This window comes from Nocardia sp. NPDC056611, from assembly GCF_042792755.1.
Lineage (GTDB): Bacteria > Actinomycetota > Actinomycetes > Mycobacteriales > Mycobacteriaceae > Nocardia.
Genome location: NZ_JBHTVV010000008.1, coordinates 40951 through 66996, shown reverse-complemented (window position 1 = coordinate 66996; position 26046 = coordinate 40951). Strand labels below are relative to the sequence as shown.

Here is a 26046-nt window from a genome sequence, read left to right as displayed (position 1 = left end):
AAACCGGGGAATTCCGGATCGAGATCAGCGCCGGATGGAACCGGCGATCCACCGCAGGGCCGCGATCACGGCCGCGCCGAGCACCGCGGCCTGTGCGGACCCGGTGATCAGGGCGAGGGTCAGGGCGACCACCACACCGGCGAACAAGGCTTCCAGCTTGTAGACCGGCCACGCCGTCCCGGCGATATCCACGGCCGCGACGCGCGCGACCGCGCGTTCGGTGTCCGTAGGGTGAACCACTGCCATATGGTCAGGGTAGACGTCGAACCGAAGTTCGGGCAACCGAAACTTTCTGTCGGGAACAACACACGAGCCCGGGTCGTTGCTGGTCGTATGCCACTTCACGGAGAGTACGAACCCAGCACGTCCGATTGGGCACGCGAGCAGGCCGAGAAGTACGAGAACTCCGGGGGAGCCACGGGCGCCACCCTGCAGGGTGTACCGGTCATCCTGCTGACCACCCGCGGCAACAAGTCCGGCAAACTGCGCAAGACCCCGCTCATGCGCGTCGAGCACGACGGCGAGTACGCGGTGGTCGCCTCGCTGGGCGGCGCACCCAAGCATCCGGTCTGGTACTGGAACATCAAGGCCGACCCGCACGTGGAACTGCGTGACCGCGACGTGGTCAAGGACTACGACGCCCGCGAGGTGACCGGCGACGAGAAGGCGGTGTGGTGGAAGCGGGCCGCCGAGGTATGGCCCGACTACGACTCCTATCAGAAGAAGACGACCCGGGAGATCCCGCTGTTCGTCCTCACGCCACGCGCCTGACACGCCGTCCCGATCCCGGAGGCGGCCCCGAAATGGGCGCTGCCTCCACCGGGACGCACGCACCCGGCTAGCATGTTCGGGTGTCTGATCCGCTTGCTGTAGCAGAGAAAGTGTCCGGTCCGCTGCCCGAATTGACGGCGGACGAGATCGACGCGGCTGCCAAGCGAATTTCGAACATTATCGAGCCGACGCCGCTGCAGCGGATTCCGAGGCTATCGGCGCTGACCGGCGCGGAGATCTACCTCAAGCGTGAGGACCTCACCGCCGTCCGGTCCTACAAGCTGCGCGGCGCCTACAACCTGATGGCGCAGCTCACCGACGACGAGAAGGCCGCCGGCGTGGTCACCGCCAGCGCCGGAAACCACGCCCAGGGCGTGGCTTTCGCGTGCAAGGCGATGGGCGTGCGCGGGCGCATCTACGTGCCGCGCACCACCCCGAAGCAGAAGCGCGACCGGATCCGCGTGCACGGCGCGGAATTCGTGGAACTCATCGCGGTCGGCGACACCTACGACGCGGCCGCCGCGGCCGCCGCCGCCGATGTGGCCCGCACCGGGGCCACCATGGTCCCGCCCTTCGACGACCCGCGCACCGCGGCCGGGCAGGGCACCATCGCCGCCGAATTCCTCGAACAGCTCGGCCGCGCACCGGATCTGGTGATCGTGCCGGTGGGTGGCGGCGGCTGCCTGGCCGGGGTCGGCACCTATCTGCGCGAGCGGTCGCCGCAGACCGCGATCCTGGGTGTCGAGCCGACGGGCGCGGCGTCGATGACCGCCGCGCTGGTGGCGGGCGGCCCGGTCACGCTCCCCGAGATCGATCCGTTCGTGGACGGCGCGGCCGTGCGCCGAATCGGCGCGGTGCCCTACACCGCGGTATCGCGCTTCGGCGGCCTGGTCCGCTCGCACGCCTCGCTGCCTTTACTGACCAGCACCGAAACCGAGTCCGGCGCGGGCACTTTCCGCATGATGCACGTGGACGAGGGCGCGATCTGCACGGCCATGCTGGAGCTGTACCAGAACGAGGGCGTGGTGGCCGAGCCGGCGGGCGCGCTGTCGGTGGCGGCGCTGCGTGAGATCGATGTGGAACCGGGCTCGACGGTGGTGTGCCTGCTGTCGGGCGGCAACAACGACATCTCCCGCTACGGCGAGGTGATCGAGCGCTCGCTGGTGCATCAGGGCCTGAAACACTATTTCCTGGTGGACTTCCCGCAGGAGCCCGGTGCGCTGCGCCGCTTCCTCGACGAGGTGCTCGGTCCCGACGACGACATCACCCTGTTCGAGTACGTCAAGCGCAACAACCGGGAGACCGGGGCCGCGCTGGTCGGCATCGAACTGGGCAGCCCGGACTGCCTGGAGTCGCTGATCGCGCGGCTGGAGGCCTCGCCGATCCAGGGCCAGCGGCTGGACCCGAACTCGCCCGCGTACCGGTACCTGACCTGACCCGGTGACCCGTGTGATCCGACCCCTCGTCCGGATCACACGGGACCGGTTGCCCCCGTGGGGTTCTCAGGCGTGCGGCAGATATCCCGCCGCCGAGCCGTGGATGATCCACGGAAAGGTGCGCTGCGGTGGGGACACGGGCTCACGGTGCCAGGCCGATGGTGAACGATTCATGACCGATCGCGGGCCGGACCCGGCGTGTCGACGGTGCTGGCGCGGGGATTCCTGGGGCGCGCACACGGTTAACGGCCGTGCGGCGGGGCGGCGATTATTCGAGTAGTTCGCTACGCAGGAAACCGGACGGTCAGAACGGGAGGCTGACGTTCATGAAACGACTCGTGGTGTGTTGCGACGGCACCTGGCAGGCGGAATCGAACTCGGCGGTGTCCAATATCGTGAAGATCGCCGAGACGGTCCGGCTGACCGGGACGGATTCGGACGGGAACCGCGTCGGCCAGCGCATCAACTATGTCCCCGGACCCGGCTCCCGCGGCTTCATGTCCGACAAGCTCATGGGCGGCGCCTTCGGGCTCGGCCTGGAGGCCAACCTGTCGGCCGCCTACTGGCAGCTGGCCCTGAACTGGGAACCCTGCGACGAGATCTACATCTTCGGCTTCAGCCGCGGCGCGTACACCGCCCGCAGCCTGGCCGGGATGATCAACCGGCTCGGCATCCTGACCTACCAGGCCATGATCGGCGGCCAGTACCCCAAGGCCTTGAAGATCTACCGGACGCGCAAGAAGCACGCCGACGACCCGGACCCGCCCGAATGGGCCGAGTTCCGCGCCCGGAACTCCCACCCCGAGGCCCCGACCATCAACTTCCTCGGCGTCTTCGACACCGTGGGCGCGATGGGCGTCCCCGGCATCACGGCGCGCCTGCACCGCTTCCACGATGTGCGGCTCTCGCGCATCGTGCGGTGCGCGCGGCAGGCACTGGCCATCGACGAGCGGCGGCGCGCCTTCTCACCCTGCCTGTGGGAGGTCCCCGACGAGCAGCGCGGGCTGTACGCCGACCGGCCCGACCGGGTGAAGCAGGTCTGGTTCGAGGGCGTGCACTGCGACATCGGCGGCGGCTACGCCGACTGCGGCCTGTCCGACATCCCGTTGCGCTGGATGATCGCCGAAGCCGAGGCCGAGGGCCTGGCCTTCGACCACGATCGACTCGACGACCTGTTGCGCGGCTGCCCGTTCGATGCCCCGCACCTGCACGATTCGCTGAGCCCGGGCTTCCGCATCCTCAATGTCGCCCGCATGACCACCGCCTGGCGCAGCCCGCGCTTCTACTGGGACTCGTGGCGCAAACTGCTGCAGCCCGGCGACCAGGACAGCTTCCTGGCCTCCACCGTCGGAGATCGAAAAGGCTACCGCCCGGCCAATATTCGGCGCTGGTGCGAGCGCCGCCCCGGTCCGGTCCCGCCGGAGTTGATCGAGTCCATCGACCTGGTTCCACTGCCCCGGCATCCGGTCAGCATCGACGAGGGGAGCGGGTCGGCGGAATCCGCCGCCTGATAATGGGCTGCCGGACCGGCGTGACGGCGCTATCCTCCTCCAATCGGCGGGCTCCGGGAGGAGGTGCGCGGACGGTGGACGCAACCGAGCTGGCCGCGGGGTCGGTCTTCGCCGGATACGTCATCGAGCGCCGGCTCGGCGCGGGCGGGATGGGCACGGTCTACCTGGCCCGGCATCGGGCGCTGGACATGCCCGTCGCGCTGAAACTGCTCACCCCCATGAAGACCGGCACCGCGGGCACCGCCCAGTTCCGCCGCGAGGCGCAGCTGGTGGCCAATCTGCAACACCCGAACATCGTGGACGTCAAGGACTTCGGCGACGCGGACGGCACGCTGTGGATGGCCATGCAGTACGTCCCCGGCGGCGACCTGGCCGATCTCATCGAGGCCAACCCGTTCGGCATCGACCCCGACCGCGCGGTCCGCATGGTCGCCGACGTCGCCGCCGCCCTCGACTACGCCCACGCCCACCAGGTCGTCCACCGGGACGTCAAGCCCGCCAATATCTTCCGCACCACCGGCACCGCGGGCGCGGACTGGGTCCTGATCGGCGACTTCGGCATCGCCCGCAGCCTCGCCGCCGAGGAAACCCAGACCGCCACCGGCCGCTGGGCCTTCTCCCAGCCCTACGCCCCACCCGAACAGTGCGCGGGCCGCACCGTCGGTCCGCCCGCCGACGTCCACGCCCTGGCCGTCACCCTCTACCAGCTCACCACCGGCCACCTTCCGCGCGAGATCCCGATCCCCGCAACGGATCCGAGCCTGCCCGGTCTGCTCGGCGTGGTGCTGGCCAAGGCCACCGCCTGGCAACCGGCCGACCGCTACCCCGGCTGCGGCGCCCTGGCCGCCGCCGCGGAAGCCGCCCTGCGCCTGCGCGACTCCGACCCGCCCGCCCGACCGGCGATCTCGGACCCCCTCGTCCGCTCGGCCGTACTCGACACCGCCCCCACCGAATCGAGCCCGGTCCGCTCCGAATCGCCACCCGCGCAGTCCCTCGACGCCGATATGGCCCGCCTGCTGGCCGCCGATTCGGCGCAGACCGTGGACGCGAGCACCGCCCGCCCGCCGGAGGCGGATCCGATCGGCCGCCGGGGCCCGAATGCCGCTGGGCCGCACGGCGAGAACGGTGCCGGACCATCGGTCGTCGGCACTGATGCACCGGTGGACGCCGATCCGCTCCGGCAAGCGGACCCGAGCGCCGAGCGGGCCCGGGGGAGCGTGGCGCGGTCGACCGATGACGCGGAGGCCGATCCGACACGTACTCGCGTCAGCGATTCGGCCGACGAAGACGTGGATCCGCTCTGGGACGATGAGCCGGAGCACCCCGGCGGGTTCGGGAGTTCGGGGCGGGGTGGACCGGATGAGCCGCGCCGATCGGCCTGGTGGCGCATCGCTGTCACGGCCGCGGTCGGCGCCGTGGCCGGGGCGGCCGTGATCGCCGGTGTCCTGCATGGGAGTTCCGGGTCGGATGGGAGCACGAGCGCTGCGACCACGCCGCCGCCCATTACCGCGCGCTGCCTGAACTCCGCTCCGGTGCCGGTGGCCCCCGGCCTGCACGTCGTCGTCCCCGCCACAGCCGACGGCGGTCGACGGTGCATTCTCTCCACCAAGGACGCCGCCCAAGGCCCGCTGGCGGGTGTCCAGACCTTGCAGGCGGCGCTGCGTGCCTGCTACAGCGCCGTGATCAACGATACCGAAGGGGTTTTCGGCCCGGACACCAAGCGCGCCGTGCTCGCCGCGCAGGACCGCCACGCCGTCACCAAGGACGGCGTGTTCGGCCCGCAAACCTCCGCCGCCATGACCTGGCCCGTCACCGCCGGCGACGGCACCCCCCAACCCTCCTGCCGCACAGTCGGTATCTGAGAACCAGAGCGAGCAGGCGCCTCCGCCTATTACGGAGTGGTCGGATCGCAGACCTCGGCAGCCCTGGTATGGCCGATTTCCGCAGGCTGCGGCTGCGGTGTGCCCGAGCCGCTCGCCGCGCAGCCGGTTTCGAGGCTGCGGACCGACGAGGCCGCCGCGGTTCTCGCGGTAGCTGGGTGGGTCGGGTGTCAGCGCACCAGCAGGGCGACCGGCAGCCGGGCGAAGAGTTTTTCCAGGCGGGCGCGGCCGGAGAAGGTGTGGCCGGTGAGGCGGTCGGTCCAGTGGCCTTGGGGGAGGTCGAGGACCGTGTCGCCCCAGCCGCCGGCCTCGTCGAGGCGGATGCTGTGGCGGGTGACGGCGACGATGATCTCGGGGGTTTCGCCGGTGCGGCCGCGGGCGTAGGAGAGCAGGTGGTGGTCGCGGTCGCCCGAGGCGAAGAGGGGGGTGTAGGTGCCGCCGACGAAGCAGTCGGGGCGTTCGCGGCGCAGCCACAGCGCGTAGGCGGCGATCCACATCTTGACCGCGCCGGTGGGGTCGAGATCGGGGGTGCCGGTGAGGGATTGGAGCAGCAGGGAGCGGTGGGTGAAGTCGACCGGGCGGCGGTTGTCGGGGTCGACGAGCGAGTCCTCCCACAGTTCGCAGCCCTGGTAGATGTCGGGGATGCCGGGGCCGCACAGCTGCAGCAGCTTCTGGGCCAGGGAGTCGGTCCAGGCGTGGATGGCGAGATCGTTGACGAATTCCCCGAGTTCCGAGCCGACCGGTCCGTCGATGACTGAGTCGATCCAACGGTGCACCGCCGTCTCGAACTCGATATCGGGTTCCTCCCACGAGGACTGGGTGCCCGCCTCGCGGACCGCCTTCTCCGCGAACTGGTGCAGCCGTTCCCGCAGCCCGGGCACGCTCGCGGCCGGCCGTCCGTCGGCGGGCCACACGCCGAACATGTTCTGCAGCAGGAACAGTGTGGTCGCGCCGTCGGGCCCGGGCGCGATCTCCTCCCAGGTGCTGACCGACCGCGCCCAGATGTCGGGCACCTGCGAGAGCATGCCGATGCGGGCGCGCACGTCCTCGCCGCGCTTGGTGTCGTGGGTGGACAGCGCGGTCATGGTCGCGGGCCAGCGGGCGGCGCGCTCGGCGTTGGCGAGATGGAATTCGATGGGGGAGCAGCCGAACCGGGCCGGATCGGCGCCCATCTCCTGCAGCGACACCAGCCGGGCGGCGCGGTAGAACATGGTGTCCTCCACCGCTTTCGCGCTCATCGCCCCGCCCACCTGGTGGAAGCGGGTGGCGGCCTCGCCACCCACGGCGAGCGCGGTCACCAGCACCTGCAGCGGCGCGGTGAGTTCGGCATTGCGGCGCGTCACCTCCGCGACCACCGCGCCGACCATCCCGGCCAGCGGCGCGTAGTCGGTGCGGTACACCGGCATGAACGACAGCACCTCGATGGCGGCGTTGGTGAGCGCCATGGTGTCGAACACGTCGGCGCGGGCATCGCGTTTGACCGCCGCCACCAGCCGCCGCACCTCCGGCACCAGCATGGTCTCGGCGACCGCGCGGCGAATCCGATGCTCCTGCTCGGTGAACCAGGCCCGGTCGCTGCCGTGGCCGGTGAACTGCCGCGACAGATCGGTGAGCTGCTTCTCCCCGTCCGGGTCGATGAGCACCCCGCCGATGTCGGCGAGCGCGTCGTAGCCGGTGGTGCCGTCGATGGGCAGCGTGGCGTCGAGGGGCTCACGGTTGGAGAGCACCTTCTCCACCAGCAGCAGCCGCTGCGGCCCGATCAGCTGCCGCAATCGCCGCAGGTACTGCGCGGGTTCGGCGAGCCCGTCGGGATGGTCCACGCGCACACCGTCGATGAGGTCGTGCTCGCACCAGGCGGCCAGTTCGCGGTGGGTGGCCTCGAAGACCGCCGGGTCCTCCTGGCGCAGCGCGGCCAGCCCGCCGACGGTGAAGTAGCGCCGGTACCCGCACAGCCCGGATTTCCAGTTGACCAGCCGATAGTGCTGTTTGTCGTGGATGCGCAGCGCGTTCTCGCCGTCGGTGCCCGGGGCGATGGGGAAGCGCATATCGTGCAGCGCCAGCATGGGTTCGGGCCCGGATCGGTCCACGGTCAGCGCGGCCGGATCGTTCTCCCCGGCCAGCACCGGCAGCGCGATCCGCCCGCCCGCGCCGTTGCCGGACGTCCAGTCGATGTCGAACCAGGTGGCGTAGGGCGAGTCCTTGCCGTCTCGCAGCACCTCCCACCACCACTGGTTCTGCCGCGGATCGGCCACCGACACGTGGTTGGGCACCAGGTCGACGATGAGCCCCATACCGCGGCTGCGCACCTCGTCGGCGAGCGCCTTGAGCCCGGTCGGCCCGCCCAGTCCCGCCGACACCGTGGTCGGGTCGGTGACGTCGTAGCCGTGGGTGGAGCCGCGGGCCGCGCTCATGACGGGCGACAGGTACAGGTGCGAAATGCCCAGCTGTTGCAGGTATTCGGCGATACCGCGCGCGTCGGCGAAGGTTAGCGCGTCGGGCCGCAGCTGCAGGCGGTAGGTGCTGCGCACGGGCATCTGGCGGGCGATGGGTCCGGTGGTGTGTTCGGGCGAGCTGGTCATGTCGCTACCGATCATGCCGTACGGCGCAGCACGACGAGACAGCGTGCGGGCACTTGCAGCGTGGACGACGCGCCGTGAGGGTCGCTGCCTGCCGGTTCGCCGGTCGGGGTGGAGCAGTCCAGCGCCACCATCCAGGTGTCGCCGTGCCGGGCGTCGGGCAGGGTGAAGTCGAGGGCCTCGTCGTGGGCGTTGAAGCACAGCAGGAACGAGTCGTCGGTGACGCGCTGTCCGCGCGGGCCCGGTTCGCCGATGCCGTCGCCGTTGAGGAACACCGCGAGCGAGCGCGCGAAACCGGTCTCCCAGTGGGCGTCGGTCATGGCCGCGCCGCCGGGGGTGAACCAGGCGATGTCACCGAGCCCGTCCGGCGCGGGCGCGGGATCGAAGAAGCGCCGCCGCCGGAACACCGGGTGCGCCGCGCGCAGGGCGATGGTGCGCCTGGTGAATTCGAGCAGCTCGGCCTCAGTGTCCATGCGAGTCCAGTCCATCCACGACAGCGGCGAATCCTGACAGTAGACATTGTTGTTGCCGTGCTGGGTGCGGCCGAACTCGTCGCCGTGCAACAACATCGGGGTGCCCTGCGAGAGCATCAGGGTGGCGAGCAGGTTGCGGCGCTGCCGGGCCCGCAGGGTCAGGATCTCCGGGTCGTCGGTGGGGCCTTCGACGCCGCAGTTCCAGGAGCGATTGTAGGTTTCGCCGTCGTGGTTGCCCTCGCCGTTGGCGTCATTGTGTTTCTCGTTGTAGGACACCAGGTCCGCGAGGGTGAACCCGTCGTGCGCGGTGACGAAGTTGATGCTGGCGCTGGGCCGGCGGCCGGTCGCCTCGTACAGGTCCGAGGAGCCGGTGAGCCGGGACGCGAACTCGCCCAGGGTGGCCGGTTGCCCGCGCCAGTAATCCCGCACGGTGTCACGGTATTTGCCGTTCCATTCGGTCCAGGCGACCGGGAAGTTGCCGACCTGATAGCCGCCCTCCCCGACATCCCAGGGTTCGGCGATCAGCTTGACCTGACTCACCACCGGATCCTGATGCACCAGGTCGAAGAAGGTGGAAAGCCGGTCCACGTCGTGCAATTCGCGCGCCAGGGTGGCGGCCAGGTCGAATCGGAAGCCGTCCACGTGCATGTCGAGCACCCAGTACCGCAGCGAATCCATGATCAGCTGCAACGCGTGCGGATGCCGCATGTTGAAGCTGTTGCCGGTGCCGGTGTAGTCCATGTAGTGCTGCGGATCGTCGTCCACCAGACGGTAGTACGCGGCATTGTCGAGGCCGCGGAAGCTGAGGGTCGGCCCGAACTCGTTGCCCTCGGCGGTGTGGTTGTAGACCACGTCGAGGATCACCTCGATGCCCGCGGCGTGGAAGGCGCGCACCATGGCCTTGAATTCGGTGACCGCGGCGGCGGGGGAGGCGCCGGCGGCGTAGCCCCGGTGCGGTGCGAAGTAGCCGAAACTGTTGTAGCCCCAATAGTTCCGCAGTCCCCGGTCGAGCAGGATGCGGTCGTCGAGGAACTGGTGCACCGGCATGAGTTCCACGGCGGTGACGCCGAGCCCGCGCAGGTGGTCGATGATCGCGGGGTGCGCCATGCCCGCGAAGGTGCCGCGCAGCTCCGGCGGCACCTCGGGGTGGGTGACGGTCATGCCCTTCACGTGCGCCTCGTAGATGACCGTCTCGTGGTACGGCCGTTTCGGCGCGCGGTCGTCGGCCCAGTCGAACCAGGGGTCGATGACCACCCCGGTCATGGTGTGCCCGAGCGAGTTCTGCCCGTAGTTGTAGGGCGCGATGGCGGTGCCGAAGTCGCCCTCGAACGCCTTGCCGTACGGGTCGAGCAGCAGTTTGCTCGGATCGCAGCGCAGGCCCTCGGCCGGTTCGAAGGGGCCGTGCACCCGGAATCCGTAGCGCTGCCCGGGGCCGATCCCGGGCAGGTAGGCGTGCCAGACGTACCCGTCGACCTCCTCGAGCTCGATCCGGGTCTCCCGGTGCTCGGCGTCGATGAGACACAGCTCCACCCGCCGGGCCACCTCGGAGAACACGGAGAAGTTCGTCCCGGCGCCGTCGTAGGTCGCGCCCAGGGGGTAGGCGGTCCCCGGCCAGACACCGAGCCCGGTGGTGCCGGGAGTCGCGGGAGCCATACCGGGAACCCTATCGGCCCGCGCCTGCCGGGTCGTGCGGCGGTTCTGGTAACTTGAACACCGTTCAAGCCCGCTGCTCGAAGGACCACCTGTGGCATTGACCGACCCCCTGACGGCATCGGCCGCGCTGTCGCCCGCCGAGATCACCGCCCTCGACGCCGCCCACGTGTGGCATCCCTACGGCGGCTTCCCGGCCGGCACCGAACCCCTGGTGGTGGCCTCGGCGTCGGGCACCCGGCTCACCCTGGCCGACGGCCGGGAACTGGTGGACGGCATGAGTTCCTGGTGGGCGGCCGTGCACGGGTACCAGCACCCGGTGCTGGACGCGGCGCTGCTGGCGCAGTCGCGCAGGATGAGTCACGTCATGTTCGGCGGGCTCACCCACGAACCCGCCGTGCGGCTCTCGCGACTGCTGGTCGAGCTCACCCCCGAGGGGCTGGACAAGGTGTTCCTCTGCGACTCCGGCTCGGTGTCGGTCGAGGTCGCGGTGAAGATGTGCCTGCAGTATCAGCGCGCGCTGGGCCGGCCCGGGAAGCATCGGCTGATGACCTGGCGCGGCGGCTACCACGGCGACACGTTCACCCCCATGAGCGTGTGCGACCCGGAGGGCGGCATGCACTCGCTGTGGTCGGACGTGCTGGTCCCGCAGATCTTCGCGAGCGCGCCCCCCGCGGACTTCCGGCCGGAGTACGTCGCCGAACTGGAACGGACCATCGCCGAGCACGCCCACGAATTGGCCGCCGTCATCGTGGAACCCGTGGTGCAGGGCGCGGGCGGCATGCGTTTTCACGACCCGCGCTACCTGACCGAACTGCGCCGCCTCTGCGACGAACACGACGTCCTGCTGGTCTTCGACGAGATCGCCACCGGATTCGGCCGCACCGGAACACTTTTCGCCGCCGACCAGGCCGGCGTCCGCCCCGACGTGATGTGCGTCGGCAAGGCCATCACCGGCGGCTACCTGACCCTGGCCGCCGCCCTGACCACGACGGAGATCGCCGAGGCCATCAGCCGCTCGCACGGCGGTCTCATGCACGGCCCGACCTTCATGGGCAACCCCCTCGCCTGCGCGGTGGCGGTCGCCTCGATCGAACTGCTGCTCTCGCGCGACTGGCGGGGCGAGGTCACCCGGATCGAGGCCGAGCTGAACTCCGGTCTGGCCCCGGCGCGGGACCTGCCCGGCGTCGCCGACGTGCGGGTGCGCGGTGCCATCGGGGTGATCGAGCTCGATCACCCGGTGGACATGCGCGCGGCGACGCACGCCGCCGTCGACGCGGGAGCCTGGCTGCGGCCCTTCCGCAACCTGGTCTATGCCATGCCCCCGTTCATCAGCACCTCGGAGGACGTCCGCCGGATCACCGCCGCCATGCTCGCGGCTGCCGCGGCCTGATCCTGAACGACCGCCGGGATGCCGAATTCCTAGCGGTTGACCCGTTTCTCGCGTGCTTTGTCTGCATTGTCGCTGTCTGACAGGACTTCCCAGACCTTGAACACGCAGTGATAGTCATCGGACCAGCCACGTGCGATCAGCATGAAGGTGTCGCCGTCGCGCAGAATCGTGCGGCGGCTGATCAACTTCGGATGATCGGGAATGAATTTCGAGACGAGGTCAGGGACCTTGGCGAGAGCTTGTTCGCGGGTTCCCACCACCTCGGTGAGGATCTTCGGACTCCAGGTTTTGGAGTCGCCGAAGCCGGTCGTCTGCTCGACCACTATTGCCCATCGTGGCATCGCGCAGCCTCCTTACGATCCTCCAGCATAGCGCCGTCCACCGACACCCATGGCCTCCTGAACGGCGTTCAAGTATGCTTCCGAGCTGTGACTGCCGATCCCTTGAGCTGGCTCGACACCCGCGCCGCCGAACGCGTGGACGCGGGGCTGCGCCGTGAACTGCGACCCCGCACCTCCGACGCGGCGAGCATCGACCTGGCCTCCAACGACTACCTCGGGCTCGTGCGCCACCCCGAGGTCGTCGAGGGCTCGGTCGCCTCGGTGCGGTACTGGGGCACCGGCTCCACCGGTTCGCGACTGGTCACCGGGACCACCGTCGAACACGAGCAGCTCGAACGCGAACTCGCCGAATTCGTGGGCGCGGAAGCCGGATTGGTGTTCGCCTCCGGCTACGCCGCCAACCTCGGCGTGGTCACCGCGCTGGCCGGACGTGGGGCGCTGGTGGTTTCGGACGAGGGCAGTCACGCCTCCCTGGTGGACGCCTGCCGGTTGTCGCGGGCACGGGTGGAGATCGCGGCGCACAAGGATCCCGCGGCCGTGGATCGGCTGCTGGCGCAGCGCACCGAGGAACGCGCGCTGGTGCTCACCGATTCGGTGTTCAGTGCCGACGGCGACCTGGCGCCGCTGACCGAACTGCATCGCGTCACCCGGGCCAACGGCGCGGTCCTGATCGTGGACGAGGCGCACGGACTGGGTGTGCGCGGCGACGGCGGCCGCGGCCTGGTGCACGAGTGCGGGCTGGCCGGGGAACCGGACCTGATCATCACCGCGACCCTCTCCAAAGCCTTTGCCGCGCAAGGCGGTGTGGTGCTGGCGAGCGAGCGGGTGCGCGCGCATCTGATCGACGCGGCCCGCACCTTCATCTTCGACACCGGCCTGGCTCCGGCCGCCGTCGGCGCGGCCCGCGCGGCGCTGGGACTGCTGCGCCGCGAGCCCGAGATGGCCCAGCGGGTCCTCGACCGCGCCGCCGACCTGGCCCGCATCGCCGGTGTCGGGCACCCGGAGTCGGCGGTCGTCTCCGTCGTGCTCGGCGAGGCGCAGGTCGCCTTCGACGCCGCCCAGGCCTGCCGTGCGCGCGGCCTCAGCGTCGGCTGCTTCCGCCCCCCGTCGGTGCCCGAGGGCACCTCGCGCCTGCGCCTGACCGCGCGTGCCGATCTCACCGAGGCCGAATTGGCCACCATCGCCACCGTTCTCGGCGAGGTCCTGGCCGAAGCCCGTGGGCGGGAGGCCGTTTCGGTATGACCGCGACACTGCTGTTCGTCACCGGCACCTCGACCGATGTCGGCAAGACCATCGTGACCGCCGCGCTGGCGGCGACCGCCCGCGCCGCCGGGGCCGAGGTCGCGGTGGTCAAGCCCGCGCAGACCGGCATGGCGCCCGGCGAACCCGGCGACCTGGCCGACATCACCCGGCTCAGCGGCGTGACCCGCACCCTCGAATTCGCGCGCTATCCCGACCCGCTGGCTCCCGACACCGCCGCGCGCCGCTGCGGTCAGCCGTTGCTCACCCTGGCCGAGACGGTCGCCGGGATCGAGTCCTGCGCCGACGCCGACCTGATCCTGGTCGAGGGCGCCGGCGGGCTGCTGGTGCGTATGGGCGAGTTCACCCTGCTGGACCTGGCCCAGAAGATGAGCGCCCCCGTCCTGCTGGTGGCCGCCGCCGGGCTGGGCACCCTCAATCACAGCGAACTGACCACCCGCACGCTGGCCGCGGCGGGCGTCGACTGCGCGGGCCTGGTCATCGGATCCTGGCCCGCCGCACCCGATCTCGCCTCCGAATGCAATCGCACCGATCTGCCCGCCGTCACCGGCGTCGACCTGGTCGGTTCGCTGCCCGCCGGAAGCGGTGCCTGGGACCGACCCGAGTTCACCTCGGCCGCGCCCGGCTGGTTCGACGCGGACTGGACCGATCGGTATCTGCGACCCTGACCGGTGGCCGCCCGGACTGACGAATTCCTCACGAGCGTGGGCGGCCGCGGTCCATTCCGGTTCGGTGACACCGGTTCCCGCGCCCGGCGGCGGCACCCTGGCCACCCGCACGCTGCCGGTCGTGCCGGAGGACGCGGGCGCGGATGCGCCGGGGCTGTCGTGATCTTGGTCACATCGGGCGTAGGGTGGCGCCCGTGCCTTCCACTCGAGTCGAGAAGTTCGTCGGTGCTCCGCGTCCCAGCGTTTTCCGCGCCCTCCTGGACGCGCATTCGGTGCGGACCTGGATGGTGCCCGACGGAATGACCAGCCGCGTCCACGAATTCGATGCCCGCGTCGGCGGGCGGTTCCGCATCTCACTGACCTACGACCTGCCCACCGAGGCCGGCAAGACGAGCCCGCACACCGACACCTTCCACGGGGTCTTCGCCCGCGTCGTCCCCGACCGCGAGGTGGTGCAGACCATCGAGTTCGAGACCGACAATCCGGAACTGACCGGCGAGATGACGGTCACCTACACCCTCGACGACGCGCCCGGCGGCACCCGCGTCACCGCTCAGCACGACAATCTGCCCCCGGGGCTGTCCCCGGAGGACAACGAGGTCGGCTTCCGCACGGCCCTGCACAATCTCGCCACCCTCGCCGAACGCGCCGAGGGACACTGATCCACGCCGCGGCACGCGCGGGTGAAGCACGCGTTATCAGCAGATGACGCGCGGCACAAGCCTGGATGACGAGCCGGAAATTCGTACAGTGGATTGATGGCCCTGCCGGGATTCCCGCATCCGTCCGGCGCCGCCGAGTACGACGATCGGCGACGGCGCGCCCGGCTGCGGTCCACCCGGCTCGGCGCGCGCTGGGGACGCTTCCGGCGGGCCCGGCTGCTGGCCCTGCGACTGGGCCTGGTTCCGCTGGTCGCGCTGGGTGCGTTCGTCGAGTACATCGGCCTGGACGTGCTGCCCGAACAGGATCGGCTGGCCCGCACCGAACCGTCGGTGCTGCCCATCGCCGCGCCCGCGGAACTGCAGGCCACCGACACCGCCGTCTTCGATCTGGTCGGGCTGGGCGTGCTCGACGCCGGGGACACCGCGCGGGCGCTGCCGTCGCTGTCGCGGCTGGGATCGGTGTGGGCGGTCCGCTACGACAACACCGGTATCGACACCAAGGTGATCGCGGATCTCATCGTGAAGGTGACCGACGCCGCCAAGGTGCCGAACGTGGTGCTGGCCGGGCACAGCATGGGCGGGGTCATCGCGCTCGAGATCGCCAAGCACCTGCACGAGGACAGCGGCACCCGGGTGCGGGCGGTGATCCTGGACTGCACGCCGGTGGATCTGAACGCGGTGCGGCCCGAGAGCCGCGACCAGGGCGAGGAGATGCTGCGCTGGATGGGCTGGGTGCCCGGGGCGCGGGAGAGCCGGATGCTGCGGCTGGTCGTGGAAGTGTATGCGCGCCATGACCGTTTCGTCGGCGGGCGCTACGTGATCCGCGGCGGCGAGCTCCGGCGCGCGGTCGACGACGTGCTGCGGTCCAAGATCCTCAATACCGACGCCGCCAGCAACGGGCTGATCGAGGCGCAGTTCAAGGCCATCGTGGCGGGCGGCGCGGTCGACGACCTGCGGGCGCTGGCCAAACCCGCGGCGGGCAAACCCCGCCCGGCCATCGTGTTCATCCGGCCGCACGACCCGTACGACGATCCGGTGGTGGACGTCGAGTACTCGCACCAGGTGCTCATCGACCGGGTCGGCGGGGTGCGCGGGACCCTGCTGGTGGTGACCACACGAACCACGGGGCACGCCAACCCGATCGAACGGCCGCAGGAGTACAACACCGTCATCGACCAGCAGGTGGTGCCGTTCGTGCGGCAGCTGTGGCGGGAGCAGTCCGGGGCGGCCGCGGCCGGCCACTGAGCCGATCGGCGTCGACGTGCCGCGTGGTCGGCTCAGCGATCGGCGTGGTCGGCCTAGCGCACCGCGTCGTCGGCGGCCGGACGAATTCCCGAGGCGGGCACCAGGTTCCAGCGTTCCAGCCGCGCCCGCACCTGCTCGGCGGCGTCGATGTTCAACGGCCCGCTGGTCCACAGCGCGTACGGCAGGTTCAGGAACCGGCCCTGTGTGACCGCCCGCAGATTCTGGATGCCCGGCTTGCCGCGCAGCAGATCCACCTTCTGCTGGAAGGTCTGCGGCGGATAGTCGACGAACACGATGGCGTCCGGGTCGGCCGCCGCCAGCCGCTCCCACGACACCGCCGTCCAGGTGTCGGCCACATCCGAGAGAGCGTTGCGCGCGCCCGCCGCCTCCAGGATCGCCTGCGGCGCACCGTATTGCCCGCTGGAGAAGACGGTGTCGGAGGCGCTGTCGAACAGGAACACCGTCGGCCGCCGCTCCGGCTGCGGCGCGGCCAGGAGCGTGGACAGTCGTCGATCCAGATCCCCGGTGACCCGCGCGGCCTGGTCCGCGCGACCGGTGATCGCGCCCAGCGCGGTCAGATCCGTGCGCAGCGCGGTCCAGGCGTCCACCACGCCCCGCTCGCCGCCGGGCCGGCGGCAGCTCTCGGTGAGCACGTACGGCGCGACCCCGGCCGCCCGCAACGATTCCGGCGTCAGATTCGCCGACTCCGAGTACCCGTAGTTCCAGCCCGCCACCATCACGTCCGGCCGCTGCGCGAGTACCGTCTCCCGCGAGGGATAGTCCGGCGCGACCGAATTCAGCCGATCCACTCCGTCCCCGTAATGCTTGCGCAGCGTGTCGGCGTCCCGCTTCAGGCTCGATACCGCGACGGTCTGCTCCGCCGCCCCCAGCGCGAGCACCATGGAGATCAGATTCCCGTCGTTGACGAACATCCGCTGCGCGGGCGATGGAAACTGCTGGTCCACACCGCAATTGCGCACCGTCAGATTGCCGGTCGCGGCCTGCGGCGACCCGCACGCGGCGAGCGCCCCGGCGACGGCCGCCACCGCGAGCGCTCGCCGGGCGCCGCGGGCGACCACGGCCGAAGTCCGGCGCCGGTCGCCGCCCGCCCGGTCGTGACGAACCCCGCGCGCCGCGTGTGCCGCATCGGTTCGGATGGTGCGTGCCGGGATCTTGTTCACGAGTTCGCCTTTCGTCCGGTGATCACGAGGTGCGTGCCGCCCGAGTCCGGGTCGGGCACCCGGCGTGCCAGTACGCCGAACACCTCGGCGAGTACTTCGGGGCGCAGCGCCGCGCCGGGAGGTTCCAGGGGGCGCGCCCGGCCCGCGTCCAGCACCAGCACCCGATCGCAGAACCGGTCCGCGAGGGTGAGATCGTGCAGGCTCATCACCACGGTCCGCGCCAATTCCCTGGTCAGCGCCAGCAATTCGAGCTGATGGGTGATGTCCAGATGATTGGTCGGCTCGTCCAGCAGCAGCACCGGCGTGTCCTGCGCCAGCGCCCGCGCCAGCAGCACCCGCTGCCGTTCGCCGCCCGACAACCGCCCCACCGCGCGTCCCTCGAACCCGGCCAGATCCACCTGGCGCAATGCCCGTTCGACGGCCGCCCGTTCGCCCGGGCCGCCCGCACCCCACGGCGGCAGATACGGCGTTCGGCCCAGTGCCACCAGCTCACCGACCAGCAGATCGGTGGGCGGCACCTCGTCCTGCCCGACCAGACCCACCAGCCGGGCCCGCTCCCGGGCCGAAACCTGGTGCACCGGACGGCCATCCACCACGACCTCGCCCGCGGCGGGCGTGATCAAACCCGCCAGCGTCCGCAACAGCGTGGTCTTGCCCGCACCGTTCGGCCCGACGATACCCACCGTTTCGCCCGGTGACACCGTGAAGTCGACGTCCGTGACAACCGTGCGTCGCCCCGCCGCGCAGGCCAGCGCTGCCACCTGGAGCGCGCCGGGGCTCTCCGCGGCCGGGTGGTGTCGCCGCATCGCGCTGTTCCGCCACCCACGCCGGCGCTGTCGTGGCGCCAGGGCATTCGGGGCCGGGAGGTCGCGGCTGCTCGGCCCGCTCGTCGTGAGCGCGTCGCGGTGGTCCGCTGCGGCGATGGCCTCGGAGGTCTCCGGAGCGGCGTTGTCCGGGTGGCCGGGCCTCATGCGGTGCCGAATCGGTAGGTGCGGCGGCCCATGAGGAGCAGGAAGGCGGGGGCTCCGATGAGTCCGGTGAGGACGCCGACCGGGATCTCGGTGGGGCGGACCAGGACTCGGGTGGCGGCGTCGGCGACGACCAGGAAGGTGGCGCCGCACAGGGCGCTCGCGGGCAGTAGGACGCGGTGGCGCGGCCCGACCAGCAGGCGGGCGGCGTGCGGGACCACCAGGCCGACGAAGCCGATGCCGCCGGAGACCGCGACCAGGACGCCGACCAGGACCGCGAGCAGGACGAAGAGGGCGATGCGCAACTCGCGCACCGGAACTCCGATGGAAGCGGCCGTGTCCGGGCCCAGGTTCAGCGCGTCGAGCCAGTTGGCGGCGAGCAGCAGGGCCGTCAGGCAGGCCGCGACCACGCAGCCGGGCAACAGGATTCGGGTCCAGTCCGCGCCGGAGAGGCTGCCGAGCAGCCAGAACAGCACCGACTGCGCGGCGGACGGGTCACTGCTGCGGAAGATCAGGTAGCTGCTGAAGGCGGCGAAGGCCGAGCCCAGCACCGTGCCGGTGAGCACGAGACGCAGTGGCGTGAGGCCGCCTTGGGCCACGGCGATGAGGAACACCGCGGCCGCGGCGGCGAAGGCCCCGGCGAGCGCGCCCGCCGAGAGCGCCCAGAGTCCGGCTCCGGCGAACACCCCGGAGGTGATGACCGCCGCCGCGCCGACGCCCGCGCCCGAGGAGACGCCCAGCAGGTAGGGGTCGGCGAGGGGATTGCGGACCAGGGTCTGCATGGCCGCCCCGGCGACCGCCAGGCCCGCGCCGACGATGGCGGCGAGAACGGTTCGCGGCACGCGCAATTGCCACACGATGGTGTCGAGCCCCAGATCGCTGTGCGCGGTCCCGGTCAGCCGGTCGCGCAGGACTCCGAGCACCTCGCGCACCGGGATCGTCTCCGCGCCGAAGCCCGTCGCGACGATCATGGCCACGACCAGCAGCGCCCCCATGACGGGCAGGGCGAGCGAGGTCCGCGCGCGGCTCATCGCGGTAGCTCCTCGGGCATGACGCGGCCTCTCCAGAGTGTTGCGCGGCGGGGGAGGTCTGACTCGCACCGGGATCCGGTGCTCACAGTGGCGCGACCGCTCCGGATTCCCACCGGATTCCCGCACCCGCCGATATCGACGAGGGGAACCCTACCGTCCGGAACCTTCGCCGGTTCCGACTGGTCGGTACATCCCGGGGTCCGGCCCCGATCCGCCTGCGCCGAAACTCGATTCGCGGTCGATCGCGCGTATCAGCGGATTCGCGAACCGAGCAGATGCCGCACGCCGCTCACGAACAGCTGCAACCCGAAGTCGAATCGCGCGGTGGCGTCGGGCATGTCGTACAGCGGCGAGTTCTCCTCGGTGAGCGCGCCCGCGGAATCCATCTGGATGCGCGACTGCTCGTCCACCGTCTGCCCGAGCACGTAGTACAGCAGCGTGTAGGCGGCCAGTTCGGCCTCCTCGCGCGTCATGCCCGCGCGAATCGCGGCGCTGGCCAGTCGTTCCCGGCCCTTGCTGGTGGTGAGGCGGGACGCGTAGGTGGCCGAGACCAGTTCGGCCCCGTCGCGGTAGGCGAGCAGGCTCTCGCGCAGCCGGTGCGCGAGTTCGGCCATCTGCTTGGACCATTCCTCGGCCCGGACCGGTTCGTCCATGGGCGCGAGAATGCGGTCGGCGACCGCGCCGAGCAGCGCCTGTTTGTTGGGGAAGTGCCAGTACAGCGCACCGGGTTGGACGTGCAGCGAGGTGGCCAGGCGGCGCATGGTGAGATCCGCCAGCCCGTACTGGTCGAGAATGGCGATGGCCCCGTCGACCACGTCCGTGCGATGGAGTTGCACTGAAGATTCCGACCCTCTCGTGTTCCGGCTCACGTTCCGGGCTGCTAGCCTACCCTGAACACCGTTCAAGTTGCTCGGTCACACGGCCGGACGAAGGGATTCCCGCGGACATGACCCAGGTAGCCGTCACCACCGAAGCCGGTACCAACGCAGGCGATGACATTCTCGCCATCGCTCGCGAGCAGGTGCTCGAGCGCGGCGTCGGCCTGACCCAGGAGCAGACCCTCGCGGTCCTGCGGCTCGGCGACGAGCGGCTCGAGGAGCTGCTCGGCCTGGCGCACGACGTCCGCATGAAGTGGTGCGGCCCCGAGGTCGAGGTCGAGGGCATCATCTCGCTCAAGACCGGCGGTTGCCCCGAGGACTGCCACTTCTGTTCGCAGTCCGGCCTTTTCCAGTCGCCCGTGCGCGCCGCCTGGCTCGACATCCCCTCGCTGGTGGAGGCGGCCAAGCAGACCGCCAAGACCGGCGCCACCGAGTTCTGCATCGTGGCCGCGGTGCGCGGTCCGGACGAGCGCCTGATGGCGCAGGTCGCCGCCGGCGTCGAGGCCATCCGCAACGAGGTCGACATCCAGGTCGCCTGCTCGCTGGGCATGCTGAACCAGGAGCAGGTGGACCAGCTGGCCGCCATGGGCGTGCACCGCTACAACCACAACCTGGAGACCGCGCGCTCGCACTTCCCGAACGTGGTCACCACCCACACCTACGACGAGCGCTGGGAGACCCTGCGCATGGTGCGCGAGGCCGGTATGGAGGTCTGCTGCGGCGGCATCCTCGGCATGGGCGAATCCCTGGAGCAGCGCGCGGAATTCGCGGCCGACCTGGCCTCGCTGGAGCCCGACGAGGTGCCGCTGAACTTCCTCAACCCGCGCCCGGGCACCCCCTTCGGTGACCTCGAGGTGCTCCCGGCCGCCGACGCGCTGCGCGCCGTCGCCGCCTTCCGCCTCGCCATGCCGCGCACCATCCTGCGTTTCGCCGGCGGCCGCGAGATCACCCTCGGCGACCTGGGCGCCAAGCAGGGCATCCTCGGCGGCATCAACGCCGTCATCGTCGGCAACTACCTGACCACCCTGGGCCGCCCGGCCGAGTCCGACATCGATCTGCTCGGCGAGCTGAAGATGCCGATCAAGGCGCTCAACGAAACCCTCTGAGCGAAAACCACTGAGATAAAAAAGGGGGTTCGGGGCATAGGCCCCGAACCCGTCTCGTACGGTAGGGGTACGGGGGCCGACTGTCCCCTGGACCTGATCTACCCGCCGAGTTCGATACGCGAAGGATCCATCGAGGTGGTCGTGGACATCGAGGAGCGCTACAACCCTTTCACGGGCAAGCGAGTCGTGCCGGGGCTGGACGATCCGGTACCCCCCGCTGCGGCCCTGGGCCTGGAGCCGCCGCGCTTCTGTGAGCAATGCGGTCGCCGCATGATCGTGCAGGTCAGCCCCGACGGCTGGTGGGCCAAGTGTTCGCGCCACGGGGTGCTCGACTCCACGAGCCTGGAACACCGCTAGTGGCAGCCACATTCGCCGCCGAGCCGGGCGGACTACGCGTCGAGGTATTGATGCGGGAAGTGCGTGCGGCGGCGGCGGTGTGTGCCGCGCTCGCCGCGGTGAGCGCCCTGGCCGGGGTGGCCTGGGCGTATCTCGCTCCGGCGGAACAACTGCTGGTGGTCGAACCCGACCGCGGCACCGCCCTGACCGGTGAGAGCCTGCACCGTTTCGACGCGCTCGCCATCTACGTGCTGATCGGTATCGTGCTCGGGGTGCTCGGCACGGTCGCGGCCTGGCGCTGGCGGCGGGTGCGGGGCCCGGTCCTGCTGACCGGCATCATCCTCGGTTCCGCGGTCGGCGCGTTCCTCACCAAGGTGGTCGGCGAGGCGGTGGCCGAACAGCGTCACGTCCGGCCGACCCATCCGCCCATTCACACCATCGTGGAATTCGCTCCCTCCGTGGAGGGTTGGGCAGCCCTCATCGCCCAGCCGCTCGCCGCCGCCGTCGTGATCCTCCTGCTGGCCGCCTTGAGCACCTCCGACGATCTGGGCACCGGCGAATATCTACCCTTCGGCGGCCCGCGTCCCGAACCGGCCGTCATCGCCCCGCCCCAATACGGATCCGCCATCCTCTACGGCCCGTACCCCGGCAATTCCGCTGCGCCCCAGCCTCTCGCGCCCCGCGGCCCGGTCGTCCCCTTCGAAGCCCCCGAAACCGACGCCCCCCGCTGACCAGTACTGCGGTGCCTGAATTACCCCGGGCGGCCGTTTCCGATGGTGTGCCGGTAGTCGGCGACCAGCAGTTGGCCCAGGGCCAGACCGCCGTCGTTCGGGGGGACTTGGCGGTGGGTGTGGACCTCGAAGTCGTCGCGGGTGAGCGTTGTCAGGCAGTTGATCTGGAGGAATTCGTTGAGGAAGACGCCGCCGGAGAGCACCACCCGGCGGATGCCGGTTCGGCGGGAGATGTCGTGGCACCGGCGGCGGACCATGGTGACGACACTCGAGTGGAATCGGCGGCTGATCTCGGGGAGGGGTAGGTCGGCGGCCAGGTCTTCGGCGATGGCGCGGATGACGGGTCTGAAGTCGACTTCGGTTGTGGTGTAGTCGAATTCGTATCCATCGGCCATGTCGAGGTTGCGCTCGAGCAGGCCCTCCAACTCGATCGGGCCCTGGGCTTCGTACTCGGCGTATGAGCAGATGTCCAGGAGGGCGGCCACTGCGTCGAAGAGCCGGCCCATGCTCGACACTTCGGGGGAGTTGATGCCTCGCGCCCGCATTGTCGAATACACCTGCCGACGCTCCTGCTCGAGCCGGCCGAGCGCCGGGAAGGCCTTGACGGCGGTATCGATATCGCCGAACGTGTCCACGGCGACCGATACCGCGGTCCGGATCGGTTCGTGGACCGCTCGGTCGCCGCCGATCAGTGCCAGACGCCGCAGATGGGTTGCCCGCTCGACCTTGTCGAAACCGCCCACCAGGAATTCCCCGCCCCAGATGGCGCCGTCGGTGCCGTAGCCGGCCCCGTCGAACACCACACCGATGGCCTGCCCGGTGAGCCGATTCTCCGCCATACACGCGGCCATATGGGCATGATGGTGCTGGACGAACACGGGCTCGCCCGGCTCACCGATGCCTTCGTGGGAACTGCTGGTGCGGAACTGCGGGTGCATGTCGTAAACACCTGCGGCGGGCCGCAGATCGTAGAGCGATGCCAGGTGCGCCGCCGTCTTGCGGTGCGAGGCAAAGGTTTCGTCGTTCTTCAGGTCGCCGATGTGCTGGCTGAGGAAGACCCGGGAACCGGCGGACAGGGCCACCGTCGTCTTGAGTTCGGCGCCGTAGGCGACCAGTGGCGTCAGCGGCCGCCCGACCTCCACCGGGTACGGCGCGTATCCGCGCGCCCTGCGCAGGAACGTCAGCAGGGGGCCGTCCAATTCGGGGTGCGCGGACAACCGGACCACGGAATCGTCGACCCTGATCTCGATTTCACGGTCGTGGTAGAGGATCACATCGGCGATCTCGAAGAGCTGTCCGAGGGCGTCCTGGTTGCGATAGGCGATCGGATAGCCGGAGAGGTTCCCGCTCGTCATGACCACCGTGTCCAGGCCGGATTCGTCCAGGAGCAGGTGATGATGCGGCGCCGAGGGCAGCATCAGACCCAGATTCGGATTCCTCGGGGCGACGTTCTCGGGCACCGTGCCGGAACGCTTGCGCGCGAGCAGAATCGGCCGTGCGGGCGAGCTCAGCACCGCTTCCTCGGCCGCGGACAACTCCACGATCCGATGAGCGGTGGCCAGATCCCGGACCATGACGGCGAAGGGTTTCGAATCCCGGCGCTTACGCTCGCGCAGCAAGGCCACCGACTCGGCGTTGCGCGCATCCACGGCGAGGTGGAAACCGCCGACGCTCTTGATCGCCGCGACCCGTCCCGCCGTCAATTCCCTTGCGCATCGGCGCAATGCGTCCTCGCCCTCGATGACCGTCCCCTGCCGGTCGGCGAGGAACAGGCGAGGTCCGCAGTCCGCACAGGCATTGGGCTGAGCGTGGAAGCGCCGGCTCATGGGATCCCGATACTCGCGGTCGCATCGCTCGCACATGACGAAGGAGTGCATCGTGGTCTGCGACCGGTCGTAGGGCAGTGCGCGAATGATCGAATACCGGGGACCGCAGTTCGTGCAGTTGATGAACGGGTAGCGATAACGGTGGTCGGCCGGATCGCGCAGCTCGGCCAGGCAGTCGGCGCACACGTGCGTATCGGCCGGTACCAGAGCCACTTTCGCCCCGGTGTGCTCGCTGTGCACGATGTCGAAGCCGGTGGCCTCCGACCGTCCGGCCGACCTGCCGAGGGTGACCACGCTGTCGACCCTCGCCAGTTCCGGAGCCTTGCTCGCCAATTCCTCGCTGAACAGCCGCAGCACGGACTCGAAGCCGCTCGCCTCGATGAGCACGCCCTCGGGATCATTGCGAACCCATCCGGCCAATTGCCGTTCGCGGGCGAGCTTGTAGACGAACGGGCGATAGCCCACGCCCTGAACGACACCGGTGACCCTGATCTGCCAGGTTGCTTGTTCGGTCATGACGACTCAGCACAACCGGGGCAGCTCTGCGCCGAGCAGCGGTTGGAGCGCCGATTCGCGACCCGCGGAATCCCGCAACAGCACCGAAGCGCCCTCTCGCGCAGTCACTTCACCGATCGCCACGGCGTGCCGCCCGTACTCGTGCCCGTGCAGTGCGGCCAGGACGGCATCGGTCGCCGCGGGATCGATGAAGATCGCCACGCAACCCTCGTTGGCGCAGTGCAGCGGATTGATCCCCAGCATGTCCGCCGCCATCGCGGTCTCGTGCTGGATGGGCAGGGCCGGCGCCTCGACCACGATGGCCTTGTCCAGCTTGCCCGCGTACTCGTGCAGCACCGCGGAGAGTCCGCCCCGGGTGACATCGCGCATCGAGTGGATCGACCCGGCGGGCACGGTGGCGAACAATCGGTCGATCATGGTGTTGAGCGGCGCGCAGTCGCTGAGGACCCGGCTTTCGAAGCCCAGACCTTCGCGGATCGACAGCAGATGGACGGTGTGATTACCGATCGGTCCGGACAGGATGACCGCGTCCCCGGGACGCACGGAATCCATCCGCAGGGGCTCGCGAGCGAAGAAGCCGACCCCACTGGTGTTGAGGTACAGCTGATCCGCTTCCCCGGCGCGCACCACCTTGGTATCGCCGCACACGATCTGCACGCCGGCTTCGCGCGCGGTCTCCCGAATGGAGGTCAGCACGCGGAACAGGCGATCGAACGGCAGTCCCGTCTCGAGGATCAATCCGAGCGTGAGATAGCGCGCGGTGGCCCCCGAGACCGCGAGATCGTTGACGGTCCCGCAGACCGCGATCTTCCCGATATCGCCATTGCCGAAGAAGGGCGGATCGACCACGAAACTGTCCGTGGTCATCGCGATCCGGGTGCCCTCGACGGGGAGGACGGCGCTGTCCTCCATCTCGCCGATGTAGACGTCGCCCAACGTTTCCGCGATGAATGCCACGAGTTCGCCCGACAATGTCGCACCCGTGCCGTGGTCGAGTTGAATCTGCTGGGTCGCGAGAGTCACGGTGTCTTGGTTTCCTTCCGGGGCAGTCCGCCGTTCTCATCCAGCGTCCGAATGATCTCCTCGGAATCGGCAACGGTGGCGCAGTACCCCTCGAGCCATTCGAGCGCACGCAGCCGGTCGGCTTCGACGGCGGAGAAGACGCAGTCGCTCGGCACCCCGACGATGTATCCGCGAAAGAACGCGTCGGCCGCCGTCGTCTGAATGCAGATCTGGGTTTGCAGGCCGATGAGAATCAGGGTCTCGACCCCGATCGCCTGGAGTCGTTCGTGCAGATCGGTCTCGTAGAAACCGCTGTCCTTGCTCCGCTCCTGAATGATGTCGTCGGAGTCGAGGAACTCGCGAATCACATCGGCGCCCTCCGTGCCTCGCAGGGCGGGGATGCGCCCGTCGTACCGCTCGGCGAGGGGATCGTCGGGCTCGTTGAGGAGCTGCAGGTGGAAGACGGGGTAACCGCGTTTCCGCATGGCGGACAAGAATCCCGTCACATGGGGAGTCGCCGCGGCTATGGCTGCCTGACGCTCCGGATTCTTTCCGACGATGTCGTACTGCATGCCGCTCGTGAGAATGGCGATCTTTGACATTTC

23 protein-coding genes and 1 riboswitch are annotated in these 26046 nt (G+C 70.0%); of the genes, 12 read left to right on the top strand and 11 right to left on the bottom strand.

Annotated features, from left to right (window positions below):
• Positions 1 to 24: 24 nt before the first annotated feature.
• On the bottom strand, positions 25 to 246 hold the full coding sequence (locus ACFRAQ_RS32185; protein WP_379106397.1) for a hypothetical protein: 222 nt from the start codon (positions 244 to 246) through the stop codon (positions 25 to 27).
• 87 nt (positions 247 to 333) lie between these two features.
• On the opposite strand from ACFRAQ_RS32185, the gene ACFRAQ_RS32180 reads away from it, so the two are divergent.
• The 4 genes from ACFRAQ_RS32180 to ACFRAQ_RS32165 all read left to right on the top strand — a co-directional run bounded on the left by ACFRAQ_RS32180 (position 334) and on the right by ACFRAQ_RS32165 (position 5580).
• A complete protein-coding gene (locus ACFRAQ_RS32180) occupies positions 334 to 771 on the top strand; it encodes a nitroreductase family deazaflavin-dependent oxidoreductase (protein ID WP_379106395.1) in 438 nt (145 codons plus the stop codon).
• 110 nt (positions 772 to 881) lie between these two features.
• Positions 882 to 2207 (top strand): threonine ammonia-lyase IlvA, encoded by a 1326-nt coding sequence (ilvA, locus tag ACFRAQ_RS32175; RefSeq protein ID WP_379106650.1) that lies wholly within the window; start codon positions 882 to 884, stop codon positions 2205 to 2207.
• A 326-nt stretch (positions 2208 to 2533) separates the two neighbouring features.
• Positions 2534 to 3718, top strand: coding sequence for a DUF2235 domain-containing protein (locus tag ACFRAQ_RS32170; RefSeq protein ID WP_379106393.1), 1185 nt, complete (start codon positions 2534 to 2536; stop codon positions 3716 to 3718).
• 74 nt (positions 3719 to 3792) lie between these two features.
• Positions 3793 to 5580 (top strand): serine/threonine-protein kinase, encoded by a 1788-nt coding sequence (locus ACFRAQ_RS32165; RefSeq protein WP_379106390.1) that lies wholly within the window; start codon positions 3793 to 3795, stop codon positions 5578 to 5580.
• A 188-nt stretch (positions 5581 to 5768) separates the two neighbouring features.
• Here the strand turns inward: ACFRAQ_RS32165 and treY are convergent, their stop codons facing one another.
• Both treY and glgX read right to left on the bottom strand, forming a co-directional pair.
• Complete coding sequence (gene treY, locus ACFRAQ_RS32160) at positions 5769 to 8132, bottom strand: malto-oligosyltrehalose synthase (protein ID WP_379106648.1); 2364 nt, start codon at positions 8130 to 8132, stop codon at positions 5769 to 5771.
• A 56-nt stretch (positions 8133 to 8188) separates the two neighbouring features.
• Complete coding sequence (gene glgX, locus ACFRAQ_RS32155) at positions 8189 to 10300, bottom strand: glycogen debranching protein GlgX (RefSeq protein WP_379106388.1); 2112 nt, start codon at positions 10298 to 10300, stop codon at positions 8189 to 8191.
• Between the two features lie 97 nt (positions 10301 to 10397).
• Between glgX and ACFRAQ_RS32150 the strand changes: the two genes are divergently transcribed.
• Positions 10398 to 11690 carry an adenosylmethionine--8-amino-7-oxononanoate transaminase gene (locus ACFRAQ_RS32150; protein ID WP_379106646.1) on the top strand — a complete coding sequence of 431 codons (1293 nt, stop codon included), beginning with the start codon at positions 10398 to 10400 and terminating at the stop codon, positions 11688 to 11690.
• A 29-nt stretch (positions 11691 to 11719) separates the two neighbouring features.
• Here the strand turns inward: ACFRAQ_RS32150 and ACFRAQ_RS32145 are convergent, their stop codons facing one another.
• Positions 11720 to 12013: a hypothetical protein gene (locus ACFRAQ_RS32145; RefSeq protein ID WP_379106386.1), complete on the bottom strand. Its 294-nt coding sequence runs from the start codon at positions 12011 to 12013 to the stop codon at positions 11720 to 11722.
• Positions 12014 to 12118: 105 nt separating this feature from the next.
• On the opposite strand from ACFRAQ_RS32145, the gene ACFRAQ_RS32140 reads away from it, so the two are divergent.
• From ACFRAQ_RS32140 to ACFRAQ_RS32125, 4 genes are all read left to right on the top strand, one after another.
• Positions 12119 to 13273, top strand: coding sequence for an 8-amino-7-oxononanoate synthase (locus tag ACFRAQ_RS32140; protein ID WP_379106384.1), 1155 nt, complete (start codon positions 12119 to 12121; stop codon positions 13271 to 13273).
• Positions 13270 to 13959, top strand: coding sequence for a dethiobiotin synthase (gene bioD, locus ACFRAQ_RS32135; RefSeq protein WP_379106382.1), 690 nt, complete (start codon positions 13270 to 13272; stop codon positions 13957 to 13959). The genes ACFRAQ_RS32140 and bioD overlap by 4 nt, the downstream gene beginning before the upstream one ends.
• Before the next feature lie 194 nt (positions 13960 to 14153).
• Positions 14154 to 14621, top strand: a complete 468-nt coding sequence (locus ACFRAQ_RS32130) for an SRPBCC domain-containing protein (RefSeq protein WP_379106380.1) — start codon at positions 14154 to 14156, stop codon at positions 14619 to 14621.
• A gap of 96 nt (positions 14622 to 14717) precedes the next feature.
• Positions 14718 to 15866 carry an alpha/beta fold hydrolase gene (locus ACFRAQ_RS32125; protein ID WP_379106378.1) on the top strand — a complete coding sequence of 383 codons (1149 nt, stop codon included), beginning with the start codon at positions 14718 to 14720 and terminating at the stop codon, positions 15864 to 15866.
• Between the two features lie 53 nt (positions 15867 to 15919).
• Here ACFRAQ_RS32125 and ACFRAQ_RS32120 read toward each other — a convergent pair whose 3' ends face one another.
• The 4 genes from ACFRAQ_RS32120 to ACFRAQ_RS32105 form a co-directional block, all read right to left on the bottom strand.
• Positions 15920 to 16945: an ABC transporter substrate-binding protein gene (locus ACFRAQ_RS32120; RefSeq protein ID WP_379106644.1), complete on the bottom strand. Its 1026-nt coding sequence runs from the start codon at positions 16943 to 16945 to the stop codon at positions 15920 to 15922.
• Positions 16946 to 17043: 98 nt separating this feature from the next.
• Positions 17044 to 18018 carry an ABC transporter ATP-binding protein gene (locus ACFRAQ_RS32115; RefSeq protein ID WP_379106376.1) on the bottom strand — a complete coding sequence of 325 codons (975 nt, stop codon included), beginning with the start codon at positions 18016 to 18018 and terminating at the stop codon, positions 17044 to 17046.
• A complete protein-coding gene (locus tag ACFRAQ_RS32110; protein WP_379106374.1) occupies positions 18015 to 19046 on the bottom strand; it encodes a FecCD family ABC transporter permease in 1032 nt (343 codons plus the stop codon). Before ACFRAQ_RS32110 ends, ACFRAQ_RS32115 begins: the two co-directional genes overlap by 4 nt.
• 33 nt (positions 19047 to 19079) lie before the next feature.
• Positions 19080 to 19214, bottom strand: a riboswitch (cobalamin riboswitch).
• 83 nt (positions 19215 to 19297) lie between these two features.
• Complete coding sequence (locus tag ACFRAQ_RS32105; protein ID WP_379106372.1) at positions 19298 to 19882, bottom strand: TetR/AcrR family transcriptional regulator C-terminal domain-containing protein; 585 nt, start codon at positions 19880 to 19882, stop codon at positions 19298 to 19300.
• A 110-nt stretch (positions 19883 to 19992) separates the two neighbouring features.
• Between ACFRAQ_RS32105 and bioB the strand changes: the two genes are divergently transcribed.
• The 3 genes from bioB to ACFRAQ_RS32090 all read left to right on the top strand — a co-directional run bounded on the left by bioB (position 19993) and on the right by ACFRAQ_RS32090 (position 22097).
• Positions 19993 to 21030 (top strand): biotin synthase BioB, encoded by a 1038-nt coding sequence (bioB, locus tag ACFRAQ_RS32100; RefSeq protein WP_357095183.1) that lies wholly within the window; start codon positions 19993 to 19995, stop codon positions 21028 to 21030.
• Positions 21031 to 21171: 141 nt separating this feature from the next.
• Positions 21172 to 21387, top strand: coding sequence for a hypothetical protein (locus ACFRAQ_RS32095; protein ID WP_213561023.1), 216 nt, complete (start codon positions 21172 to 21174; stop codon positions 21385 to 21387).
• On the top strand, positions 21387 to 22097 hold the full coding sequence (locus ACFRAQ_RS32090; protein WP_379106369.1) for a DUF2567 domain-containing protein: 711 nt from the start codon (positions 21387 to 21389) through the stop codon (positions 22095 to 22097). Before ACFRAQ_RS32095 ends, ACFRAQ_RS32090 begins: the two co-directional genes overlap by 1 nt.
• Positions 22098 to 22117: 20 nt before the next feature.
• On the opposite strand, the gene hypF is transcribed toward ACFRAQ_RS32090, so the two are convergent.
• Genes hypF through ACFRAQ_RS32075 form a run of 3 tightly spaced genes read right to left on the bottom strand, consistent with a single transcriptional unit; the run spans position 22118 to position 26043 of the window.
• Positions 22118 to 24439 (bottom strand): carbamoyltransferase HypF, encoded by a 2322-nt coding sequence (gene hypF / locus ACFRAQ_RS32085; RefSeq protein ID WP_379106367.1) that lies wholly within the window; start codon positions 24437 to 24439, stop codon positions 22118 to 22120.
• A gap of 6 nt (positions 24440 to 24445) precedes the next feature.
• Positions 24446 to 25462, bottom strand: a complete 1017-nt coding sequence (gene hypE / locus ACFRAQ_RS32080) for a hydrogenase expression/formation protein HypE (RefSeq protein WP_379106364.1) — start codon at positions 25460 to 25462, stop codon at positions 24446 to 24448.
• Complete coding sequence (locus ACFRAQ_RS32075) at positions 25459 to 26043, bottom strand: cysteine hydrolase (protein ID WP_357287270.1); 585 nt, start codon at positions 26041 to 26043, stop codon at positions 25459 to 25461. Before ACFRAQ_RS32075 ends, hypE begins: the two co-directional genes overlap by 4 nt.
• Positions 26044 to 26046: the final 3 nt, after the last annotated feature.

Bases quoted from the DNA above. Each gene is read 5' to 3' on its own strand.
- ACFRAQ_RS32075 (WP_357287270.1), bottom strand. From the start codon at position 26,043: ATGTCAAAGATCGCCATTCTCACGAGCGGCATGCAGTACGACATCGTC.
- ACFRAQ_RS32185 (WP_379106397.1), bottom strand. From the start codon at position 246: ATGGCAGTGGTTCACCCTACGGACACCGAACGCGCGGTCGCGCGCGTC.
- glgX (WP_379106388.1), bottom strand. From the start codon at position 10,300: ATGGCTCCCGCGACTCCCGGCACCACCGGGCTCGGTGTCTGGCCGGGG.
- treY (WP_379106648.1), bottom strand. From the start codon at position 8,132: ATGCCCGTGCGCAGCACCTACCGCCTGCAGCTGCGGCCCGACGCGCTA.
- ACFRAQ_RS32180 (WP_379106395.1), top strand. From the start codon at position 334: ATGCCACTTCACGGAGAGTACGAACCCAGCACGTCCGATTGGGCACGC.
- ACFRAQ_RS32110 (WP_379106374.1), bottom strand. From the start codon at position 19,046: ATGAGCCGCGCGCGGACCTCGCTCGCCCTGCCCGTCATGGGGGCGCTG.
- bioB (WP_357095183.1), top strand. From the start codon at position 19,993: ATGACCCAGGTAGCCGTCACCACCGAAGCCGGTACCAACGCAGGCGAT.
- ACFRAQ_RS32125 (WP_379106378.1), top strand. From the start codon at position 14,718: ATGGCCCTGCCGGGATTCCCGCATCCGTCCGGCGCCGCCGAGTACGAC.
- hypF (WP_379106367.1), bottom strand. From the start codon at position 24,439: ATGACCGAACAAGCAACCTGGCAGATCAGGGTCACCGGTGTCGTTCAG.
- ACFRAQ_RS32170 (WP_379106393.1), top strand. From the start codon at position 2,534: ATGAAACGACTCGTGGTGTGTTGCGACGGCACCTGGCAGGCGGAATCG.
- ACFRAQ_RS32115 (WP_379106376.1), bottom strand. From the start codon at position 18,018: ATGAGGCCCGGCCACCCGGACAACGCCGCTCCGGAGACCTCCGAGGCC.
- bioD (WP_379106382.1), top strand. From the start codon at position 13,270: ATGACCGCGACACTGCTGTTCGTCACCGGCACCTCGACCGATGTCGGC.